This window comes from Kitasatospora sp. NPDC056800, assembly GCF_042789775.1.
GTDB lineage: Bacteria > Actinomycetota > Actinomycetes > Streptomycetales > Streptomycetaceae > Kitasatospora.
On sequence record NZ_JBHUAL010000098.1, the window covers coordinates 23767 to 32575 of the forward strand.

Consider the following 8809-nt stretch of genomic DNA (forward strand, 5'->3'; position numbering starts at 1 on the left):
CGGGCGGGCGGCCTCCGGTGGCGCGGCTTCCGGTGGTGCCGGTGCCGCCGCCGGGCGGGAGCTGTTCGGGCCCGGGGTGTCCGGGCCCCGGGCGCTGCGGCGCGTGGTCCTCGGCCGCGCGCCCTGCGGGCGCACCGCGCGCGCGGTGCACGCGGCGGCCGCCGCGCTGCTGGCGCTCGCGCTGGGCGCCGTCGCGCTGCGCGGGGTCGCGGAGCCCCGGGTCGCGCTGGCGTTCACCGTGCTGATCGCGCTCGGCGAATGCGTCCGCATCACCCTTCCGGGGGATCGGGAGCAGGCGCCGATCGGCGCGGCCGGTGCGCTGGCGTACGCCCTGCTCGGGCCGTTGCGCGGGGTGCCGACCGCGCACGGGACGCTCCAGGTGGTCGCGGTGACCGGGGCCGGCCTGCTGCTGGGCCGGCTGGCCGGCCTCGTCCTGCCGGACCGGGCCCTGCCGGACGGCCCCGGGCGCCCGCACCGCCGTCCGCCCTGGGCCGATCCGGCCCGCCGCGACGGCGCCGCCCGCCGGGTGCTCGCCGTCGGCTTCGCGGGCGCCGTCTTCCAGCCGCTCTACAACGGCGGCATGGTCGACCGCTTCTCGCCCGAGGGCCCGGCGTACGGGGTGTTCCTGACCGCCGTCGCCGCGCTGGCCGCGCTCTGCGACGCGACCCTGGCGGCGCTGCTGCGCCGCTCCGGCGGCGGGCTGCGGTTCCCGGCGGCGCTGGAGGACGAGCTGCGATCGCTGTTCGGCATCGGCTCGGCGATCGTCGCCACCGGGATGCTGGTCAGCCTCGCGGCCGGCGAGGTCGGGCTGTGGGCGCTGCCGCTGTTCTGCACCCCGCTGCTGCTCGCCCAGGTGTCCTTCCGGCGCGCCGCCGCCGTGCGGGCCACCACCGGGCAGACCATCGCCAGCCTCGCCCGGGCCACCGAGGTGGCCGGGTACACCCCGCACGGGCACGCGCGCCGGGTCGCGGACACGGCGTGCGCGCTGGGCCGCGAGCTGGGTCTGGGCACCCGCGAGCTCGCCCTGCTGGAGTACGCCGCGCTGATGCACGACGTCGGCCAGCTGTCCCTGGTCGAACCGGTGCCGGACGGCGCCACCGCGCTGCTGCCCGAGGCCGAGCAGCAGCGGATCGCCCGCCTCGGCAGCGAGGTGATCAGCCGCACCGGGGTGCCCCGGCAGGTCGCCGAGCAGGTCGCCCGGCTGGCCGACCCGTGCACCGGGCCCGCCTCGGGCGACGGCCCGGTGCCGCTCGCCTCCCGGATCATCCGGGTCGCCAACGCCCACGACGACCTGCTCACGGCGGCCCGCGGCCGGGGCGTCGGCGAGGCCGTCGGGCGGCTGGAGGCGCTGGAGGCCCTGCGGCTGGGCCGGGGCCGGGTCTACGACGCCCGCGTGGTGGACGCCCTGGCCAGGGTGGGCGGCTAGGGCCTGTCTTCAAACTCGCGTCTGCGGGGCCCGTACGGCCGGGCGGAGCAGGGTCCGCGGGCCCGTACGGCCCGGGCCGTCGGCCGCCGCCGCGGGGCCCGGGAACCGGGTTCCGGCCGTCAGGGGTTGAGCGGGCGGCATCGGACAGGCAGGCTGGGGAGGGGCGGGCCCCAACCTCGGCGGTGGGGAGCGCGGGCGGGGGCGGGCGTGGTTGGATGCGGTCGTAGCGTGGAACACCGACCCGGGGCACCGGGCCCGGGCGCCCTCCGAGGCGGTACGGGCACGGTGGCACGGGACTTGAGCGGACGACGACGGCAGGGACGAACGTGAGGATCTTCCACCGGGCACGGCACCGGCCGTCCGCCACCTGGCGGCAGACGACCGACCGGGCCTTCACGCTGATCGGCGACGGCCGCTACGAGGACGCCGGCGCCCTGCTGGTGATGGCCGCCGACCTGGAGCCGTGGCTCTCCGACTCCTGGTTCAACCTCGCCCTGCTGCACAAGTTCCGCCGGGACTGGGAGCAGGCCCGCTCGGCCGGCCTGCGCGCCGTCGCCCTGCTGGACCGCGAGCACGGCGCCCCGGACTGGTGGAACCTCGGCATCACCGCCACCGCCCTCCAGGACTGGCCGCTGGCCCGCCGCGCCTGGCAGGCGTACGGGCTGAAGCTGTCCGGCGGCCCCGGCGCGCAGCCGGACGGCCCGGTCAGCCTGGACCTCGGCACCACCCCGGTGCGGCTGTCCCCGGACGGCGAGTCCGAGGTGGTCTGGGGCCGCCGGCTGGACCCGGCCCGGATCGAGGTGCTGTCCATCCCGCTGCCCTCCTCCGGCCGCCGCTGGGGCGAGGTGGTGCTGCACGACGGCGCCCCGCACGGCGAGCGGGTCACCGACGGCGTCGCCTACCCGGTGTTCGACGAGATCGAGCTGTGGGCGCCCTCCCCGGTGCCGACGTACGTGGTGCTGCTGCAGGCCGCCACCGCCGGGGACCGGGACGCGCTGGAGCGGCTGGTCGCCGACGCCGGCTACGCGGCCGAGGACTGGACCTCCTCGGTGCGGCTGCTGTGCCGCGCCTGCTCGGAGAGCCGGATGGCCTCCGACGACGGGGTCGCCGCCCACCACGACCCGCACGACGACGGTGACGCCGCCCACCCCGGCCACCTCAGTCACCTCAGCCAGGGCGGCGCGGCCGGGATGTCCTGGCTGGTCGAGCGCGAGTGCGGGATCGCCGCCCCGGCCCACCTGGTGCGCACCCTGCTGGACCGCTGGGTCGCGTCCGCCCCGGGAAGCCGGGCGTACCGGGACCTCGAAGAAGTGTGCTGAGTACCCTGGTGAGGTAACGCGTACACCGACGGAAGCGGAAGACATGGCGGAGCAGGCCGAGCAGCACGAGCACGAGCACGACGTGGAGGGGACGGCGGCCGAGGCGCCCGTGAAGGTGATCGGTGAGGAGCCCGACCTCAGCAAGGGCACCGCCCGTCCGATCACCGTCGTCGGCAACCCGGTGCTGCACCGCGAGGTCAAGGACGTCACCGTCTTCGACGGTGAGCTGTCCGCGCTGATCGACGACATGTTCCAGTCGATGTACGCCGCCGAGGGTGTCGGCCTCGCCGCCAACCAGATCGGCGTCGACCTCAAGGTCTTCGTCTACGACTGCCCGGACGACGAGGGCGTGCGCCACATCGGCCACGTGATCAACCCCGTGCTGGAGGAGTACCCGGCCGACCGCCGCCGCGTCCTGGACGACGGCAACGAGGGCTGCCTCTCCGTCCCGACCGCCTACGCCGAGCTGGCCCGCCCGGACTACGCCGCGGTCACCGGCGTCGACAAGGACGGTCAGCCGATCCGCGTCGAGGGCACCGGCTTCTTCTCGCGCTGCCTCCAGCACGAGACCGACCACCTCTACGGCACCCTCTACATCGACAAGCTGTCGAAGCGGGACCGCAAGGACGCCCTGAAGCAGATGGCCGAGGGCACCCCGAAGTACGCGACCGTGGCGAACGACTGACGGTCCGTCGCACGCGAGGGCCGGGACACCGCTGGTGTCCCGGCCCTCGGCGTTCCGTGGGGCGGTTTCGTGCGGGGACGCGGCTCAGGACTCGCCGTGCTGGCCGCGGGAGAAGATGGTCGGGCTGCCGGGGAGCTCCGGGTTCGCGCCGAGGTGGTCGGCCAGGTCGCGCACCCCCTCGGCGAGCGAGACCGCCGGCCGGTAGCCGAGGCCCTGGAGCTTGGAGATATCGCCGACCAGCCGGTAGGTGTCGTCCTCGATCTCCGGGATCACGCTGACCTCGGGCGTGACGCCGGTGGCCTCCCCGATCGTGTTGACGAGGTCGCGCATCGAGACCTCCGTACCGGAGCCGATGTTGAACACCTCGCCCAGCTCGGCCCGGTCGGCGATCGTCAGCAGCCCCTGGACCAGGTCGGTGACGTGGACGAAGTCGCGGGTCTTCCGGTCGATGTCGCCCACGATCTGGATGGGCTGGTGGTTGAGGTGCCAGCGCAGGAACCGGCCGACCTCGACCATCGCCTCGTGCGGGTTCTCGCCCGGCCCGTAGACGCAGAACGGGCGGCCGACCACCACCGGCAGACCGCAGGCGCGGTGGAGCGCCAGGCAGGTGATCTCGCCGCTGAGCTTCGACGCGCCGTACGGGACGAAGGGGCGGGTCGGGTGGTCCTCGTCCATGGGGAATTTCCGCGGAGTTCCGTAGACGGACGCGGATGAGACGTAGACGACCCGGCGGACGGACGCCTTGAGGAGGGCCTCGGCGAAGATCAGGGTGCCGAGTGCGTTGATCTCGAAGTCGAGGCGCGGCTGCGTCACCGACAGCGTGCCGTTCGCGTTCGCGGCGACGTGGAAGACCAGGTCGGCGTCGTCCACGGCCTCGGCGACGGCGTCGACCTCGCGGATGTCCAGCAGGTGCAGGGTGGTCCCGGACGGCGCCGAGATGCTCGTCGCGGTGCGGGCGTTGTCGATGATCGCCACCTCTTTCCCGAGAAAGAGAAGGGCGCTGGTCAGGTGCCTTCCGACGAAACCCAATCCGCCCGACACCAATACCTTGTCGTATTCTTCGAGCATATTATCGATATATCAAGCCTCGAACATATTCGCGATCCGGGAATTCGGAATCGCGTCCGTCCGGGTGAAAATCAGGCGGACAGGTGTTGGCCCGGTTCGCGCTGTTACGGCGCGTGGCGCTCCGGTTCGTGGTGTTCCGGCTCCGTGTCGAAGGCGCGGAAGAGCGAGAGGTCGGGGGTGCGGCCGCGGATCGCGGTCCAGGCCTCGTCGAAGTCGCGCCGGACCCCGGCCGGCGGCCACGGGGCGGGCCGCAGCTCCGGGGGGAGCAGCGGGTCGAGCTCCAGGGCGTGGGTGAAGGCCTCGGCCAGGCGCAGCGCGGTGGCGACGAGTTCGACGGAGCCGCGGTCGGGGCCGAGGGGTTCCTCGGCCAGTGCGTCGGCGAGGGGCCGGTAGGCCTCGACCGTCCCGGCCGCGGGCCAGAGCTGCTCGGCGGTGGCGGCGGGGCCGGTGAAGCCCCGGCCGGTCAGGCGGGTGGCCTCCGCCGTGACCAGGTAGGCGTCGACGGTCGCCGCCGAGGCCTCGGCGGCGAGTTCGTCGAGCAGGTCGTGCGGGCTGACGTAGGCGCCGGGCGCGAGCGGGGCGGCGCCGAGCCGGGTCAGCGCGGTGCGCAGGGCGTCGCGTTCCGCCCGGTGCCGCTCGGGGACGGAGAAGGTGTAGAGGCGCCAGAGCCCGTCCCAGGGGGCGAGCCCGGCGTCCTGGGCGTAGGCGAGCGCGACGAACCGGACGTCCAGGTCCGAGCGGAGCCGGCCCGCGTCGGTCAGGACGAGCCGGCCCTTGCGGCCCCGCCCCTCCTGCCGCAGGACGCCCGCCGCCTCCAGCCGCCGTACGGCCAGCCGTACCGGCTGGTCCGACAGGCCGGCCGCCGCGGCGACGTCGTAGACGTAGTCGAGCGGGGCGGTGCCCTGCGGGTCGAAGCAGGCCTCGACGACCGTGCGCGGCGCGGGTCGGTACGGCGCGGCGTTGTCTGCGGACACGGGAGACCTCGGTTCTCGATCACGGGGCCCGGGGCTGGGGCCGTCCGGTCAATGTGCCACATCCGGCACGCGGGGCCTCAGGCGCCTTCCCAGGGGTAGCCGTGGCGGCGGAAGGCCGAGGCGATGGCCGCCTTCCCGCCCTCGACGTCGTCGTCGAAGAGGACCCGGCCGACCGGCGACTCGATCCGCACCTTGCCGCCGTGGCGGAAGACGCCGCCGACCTGGTCCCGGGTGATCACCCGGCTGTCGTCGCCCTCGACGACGGTGATGCTCTCGTCCGAGATGCGCAGCGTGGCGGCGTGGTAGGTGACGAACATCCCGACCACGAGCCCGACGGCGGCAAGCGCCACCGGTCGGCCGATCACCATGGCCGGGGAGGTGAACGAGCCCAGGAAGCGCACGGTGTCCGCGTAGGGGATCGGGTGCCGGGCGGCGAACTGGAGCAGCCACGGGACGGCGAAGCCGAGGCCGGCGCCGACCGCGCCGCAGAAGGCCCAGATGACCACCTTGGTGTCGAGGGGCATCCGGAGCTCGGTCAAGGCGGACTGGGCGCCGGTATCGTTCGTCACATGGACGACCGTAGCAGATTCAATAGGTTAAGGGCATGGTCGGAGGCGCTCCGGGACGGGGCGGCGGCCCCGGTGTCACGTTTCCGACGGCTCCCCGGTCCATCTGTCGGGCGCGGTGGCCGCAGTCCGCGCCGCCGCCGACCGAGAGAGGGGACATGACCATGGAGACCCTGACCGTCCGACGCGTCATCGCCGCACCGATCGAGGACGTGTTCGACTGGTGCGCCACCACCACCAACTACACCCGCTCCCCGCTCATCCTCCGGGCCCGCCTGGCCCGGCCGGGGGCCGGTGCGCCGTACGGCGTGGGGGCGGTGCGGGTGCACACCTGGGCGATCGGCTGGTTCCGCGAGCGGGTCACCGCGTACAACCGGCCGTACGGCTTCGACTACACGGTCGAGCGCAGCCTGCCGCCGTCCCGGCACGAACTCGGCCGGATGACCTTCACCGAGGTCCCCGGCGGGACCGAGGTCGCGTGGACGACCACCTTCCAGGTCCGCCTGCCCTTCGGCGCGGCCCTCACCCGGGCCCTGGCCAAGCCGGTCATCGCCCACACCTTCGGCCGCATCCTCGCCGCCGCCGACGCCGACCTCACCGCCGGCCGCCGGCGGGCCGGGAACGGCGACGCCGGGTGACGGCGGCGCGCGTGGTCGTGGTGGGAGTGCCTCCCCGCCCGGCGTGAACGCCGGGCGGGGGCGGGGGAGTTCAGGGCTGCGGGGCGGTGGTGGTGATGGTGATCAGGTGGGAGGTCCAGTCGGTCATCTCGCCGACGTAGAGGGTGACGCTCCAGCTGTCGTTGCGGGAGAGGCAGGTGGCGATGCCCTGGCCGCCGCCCGGCCCGATGCAGATCCGGATGAAGTCCCGGTGGGCCTCCCGGACGGGGAGCTTGCGGACGCGCTCCCAGAGGACGGGAAGGGCGTGGTCGAGGCTGGGGAAGTCGGTGGGGAGCATGACGCCGGCGATCCCGGCCCGGACGGCGCTCACGCGGCGTCCGCCTCGGGGGAGACGTGGCACCAGACGAACTTCCCGACGCCACCCTTGCGCTGGCAGCAGCCCCACTGGGTGGCCAGCTGCTGGACGAGGAACAGGCCCCGGCCGGTCTCGGCGGAGGTGGAGGCGGGGCGGAGGGAGGGCTTCTCGCTGTCGGCGTCGTGCACCTCGATGCGGAGGGTGTCGTCCGGGAGGAGTCGGAAGCGGACGAAGATCAGCCGGTCACGCGGGGCGCGGCAGTGCCGGACGGCGTTGGTGACCAGCTCGCTGACCAGCAACTCCCCGGTAAAGACGAGGAGTTCGCCGGAGGGGTGGGGGAGGAGGAAGTCGTGGAGCTCCCAGCGGGCGGCGCGGGGGGCCTTGCGGTGCCGGGGCAACCAGCAGGTTCGCTCGGCGGGGATGGGGGAGGGGGAGAGGTCTTCAGGCATGGCGGGGCCACCTCTGGAGTGTGCAGGTGAGAGCGACTGAAGAAGGCATGGGGATGCCCGGGTGACTAGCCCGCCATGATCACAATGTGTCGACATGCGAGCTACGGTGAGTAGCATGCTCCTGGGGACTTCCAAAGTGCAAGTCCCCACTTTGGAAGTGATCAAAGATTGTTGTCGGTGCCTGACGGGGGCAGACTGACAGCTCACAGAAGTGGGGAGGTCGCGGCGGTGCCCGTGAACAAGAACCCGACGGTTCGGCAGCGGCGGCTGGCTCGAACACTCAAAGAGCTGCGAACCGGGGCTGATCTGACGATTGCCCAGTCGGCTCGGCAACTTGCGTGTGCCGAGAGCAAGATCAGCCGAATTGAGGCCGCTCAGTCAGGCGTTCGGTTGGTGGATCTCCGGCTGCTGCTTGATCTGTACGGGGTGACGGACCCAGCGGCTCGAAGTCGGTTGGAGGCGCTGTCGCGCGAAGGCCGTCTGCGAGGATGGTGGGATCGGTACTCGGACACGCTGTCGCCGCTCTATGCCGACTTCATCGCACTGGAATCCGATGCGTCGGACATGTACAGCATCCAGACGTTCCTGGTGCCGGGGCTGCTGCAAACAGAGGACTACACACGTGCGGTGGTCCGCGCGCAGATAGAGGACGCTGGTGCGGAGCAGGTCGAGCGCCTCACGAAGGTCCGCCAGGAGCGGCGCGCAGTGCTGATGAGGGAAGCGCCGCTTCGTATGTGGGTCGTTCTGTCGGAATCCGTGCTGAAGCACCGGATCGGTGGCCGCGCGGTCATGCAGGAGCAGCTCGACTTCCTGGTTGCCAGCGCCGAACAGCCGAACATCAACATCCAGGTCCTGCCGGAGGAATCGGATGTCCATGCGGCGCTCTTCGGCCCCGTCGCCATCTTGAGCTTCCCTGAAGCGACCGAAACGGACGTGGTGTACGTCGACAGCCTGCTCAGCACGCTCTACATCGAGGAGCCGGAGGAAGTGTTCAAGTACACCAACCTGTTCCGCCGTGCCCTGGCGGAGTCGCTGCCGCGTACCGAATCGGTCGCACTCATCGAGCGTGCAAAGGACAAGATCTAGAAATGGTGAGTACGTTCCCGCCGGTTGCTGCTGTTGCCGGCCTTGAATGGCGTAAGTCGTCGTACTCGGGTGCGCAGAGCGACTGCGTCGAAGTGGCTGTGGGTCTGCCCGGCGCGGTACCGGTTCGTGACTCGAAGGACTCGGGCGGGCCGGCGCTGCTCTTCCCGGCAGATGCCTGGTCGTCCTTCCTCGCTGGGGTCAAGGCCGGGGAGTTTTCGACCAACTGACATGACAGAGGTGCCCCGCACGGCCACGGCCGTGCGG

General features: G+C 72.6%; 11 protein-coding genes. 6 read left to right on the forward strand and 5 right to left on the reverse strand.

The features are described 5' to 3' along the window. Positions 1–103: 103 nt before the first annotated feature. The 3 genes from ACFRQN_RS21810 (at position 104) to def (ending at position 3430) form a co-directional block, all read left to right on the forward strand. Complete coding sequence (locus tag ACFRQN_RS21810) at positions 104–1426, forward strand: HD-GYP domain-containing protein (RefSeq protein ID WP_117491946.1); 1323 nt, start codon at positions 104–106, stop codon at positions 1424–1426. 326 nt (positions 1427–1752) lie between these two features. Then, complete coding sequence (locus tag ACFRQN_RS21815; RefSeq protein ID WP_049652370.1) at positions 1753–2745, forward strand: tetratricopeptide repeat domain-containing protein; 993 nt, start codon at positions 1753–1755, stop codon at positions 2743–2745. Between the two features lie 109 nt (positions 2746–2854). After that, entirely contained in the window at positions 2855–3430 is a 576-nt protein-coding gene (def, locus tag ACFRQN_RS21820; RefSeq protein ID WP_369808303.1) for a peptide deformylase, read from the forward strand. A gap of 84 nt (positions 3431–3514) precedes the next feature. On the opposite strand, the gene ACFRQN_RS21825 is transcribed toward def, so the two are convergent. From ACFRQN_RS21825 to ACFRQN_RS21835, 3 genes are all read right to left on the reverse strand, one after another. Next, a complete protein-coding gene (locus ACFRQN_RS21825) occupies positions 3515–4498 on the reverse strand; it encodes an NAD(P)-dependent oxidoreductase (protein WP_049652368.1) in 984 nt (327 codons plus the stop codon). Between the two features lie 104 nt (positions 4499–4602). Continuing rightward, positions 4603–5472 (reverse strand): transcriptional regulator, encoded by an 870-nt coding sequence (locus ACFRQN_RS21830; protein ID WP_380741586.1) that lies wholly within the window; start codon positions 5470–5472, stop codon positions 4603–4605. A 77-nt stretch (positions 5473–5549) separates the two neighbouring features. After that, complete coding sequence (locus tag ACFRQN_RS21835; protein WP_380741587.1) at positions 5550–6041, reverse strand: hypothetical protein; 492 nt, start codon at positions 6039–6041, stop codon at positions 5550–5552. 161 nt (positions 6042–6202) lie between these two features. Between ACFRQN_RS21835 and ACFRQN_RS21840 the strand changes: the two genes are divergently transcribed. After that, positions 6203–6676: an SRPBCC family protein gene (locus ACFRQN_RS21840; RefSeq protein WP_375877113.1), complete on the forward strand. Its 474-nt coding sequence runs from the start codon at positions 6203–6205 to the stop codon at positions 6674–6676. A gap of 70 nt (positions 6677–6746) precedes the next feature. Here the strand turns inward: ACFRQN_RS21840 and ACFRQN_RS21845 are convergent, their stop codons facing one another. Next, positions 6747–7025 carry a hypothetical protein gene (locus ACFRQN_RS21845; RefSeq protein ID WP_074001404.1) on the reverse strand — a complete coding sequence of 93 codons (279 nt, stop codon included), beginning with the start codon at positions 7023–7025 and terminating at the stop codon, positions 6747–6749. Beyond that, the gene (locus tag ACFRQN_RS21850) at positions 7022–7459 is read right to left on the reverse strand and encodes an ATP-binding protein (protein ID WP_380741588.1); all 438 of its coding nucleotides are present in this window, start codon (positions 7457–7459) and stop codon (positions 7022–7024) included. The genes ACFRQN_RS21845 and ACFRQN_RS21850 overlap by 4 nt, the downstream gene beginning before the upstream one ends. Before the next feature lie 228 nt (positions 7460–7687). On the opposite strand from ACFRQN_RS21850, the gene ACFRQN_RS21855 reads away from it, so the two are divergent. Together ACFRQN_RS21855 and ACFRQN_RS21860 are read left to right on the forward strand one after the other, a co-directional pair. Further along, positions 7688–8545, forward strand: a complete 858-nt coding sequence (locus tag ACFRQN_RS21855) for a helix-turn-helix domain-containing protein (RefSeq protein WP_380741589.1) — start codon at positions 7688–7690, stop codon at positions 8543–8545. A gap of 2 nt (positions 8546–8547) precedes the next feature. After that, the gene (locus tag ACFRQN_RS21860) at positions 8548–8772 is read left to right on the forward strand and encodes a DUF397 domain-containing protein (RefSeq protein WP_074001407.1); all 225 of its coding nucleotides are present in this window, start codon (positions 8548–8550) and stop codon (positions 8770–8772) included. The last annotated feature ends 37 nt before the right edge of the window (positions 8773–8809 follow it).

Coding starts and splice junctions, on each gene's coding strand:
- ACFRQN_RS21840 (WP_375877113.1), top strand. CDS start 6,203: ATGGAGACCCTGACCGTCCGACGCGTCATCGCCGCACCGATCGAGGAC.
- ACFRQN_RS21860 (WP_074001407.1), top strand. CDS start 8,548: ATGGTGAGTACGTTCCCGCCGGTTGCTGCTGTTGCCGGCCTTGAATGG.
- ACFRQN_RS21825 (WP_049652368.1), bottom strand. CDS start 4,498: ATGCTCGAAGAATACGACAAGGTATTGGTGTCGGGCGGATTGGGTTTC.
- ACFRQN_RS21850 (WP_380741588.1), bottom strand. CDS start 7,459: ATGCCTGAAGACCTCTCCCCCTCCCCCATCCCCGCCGAGCGAACCTGC.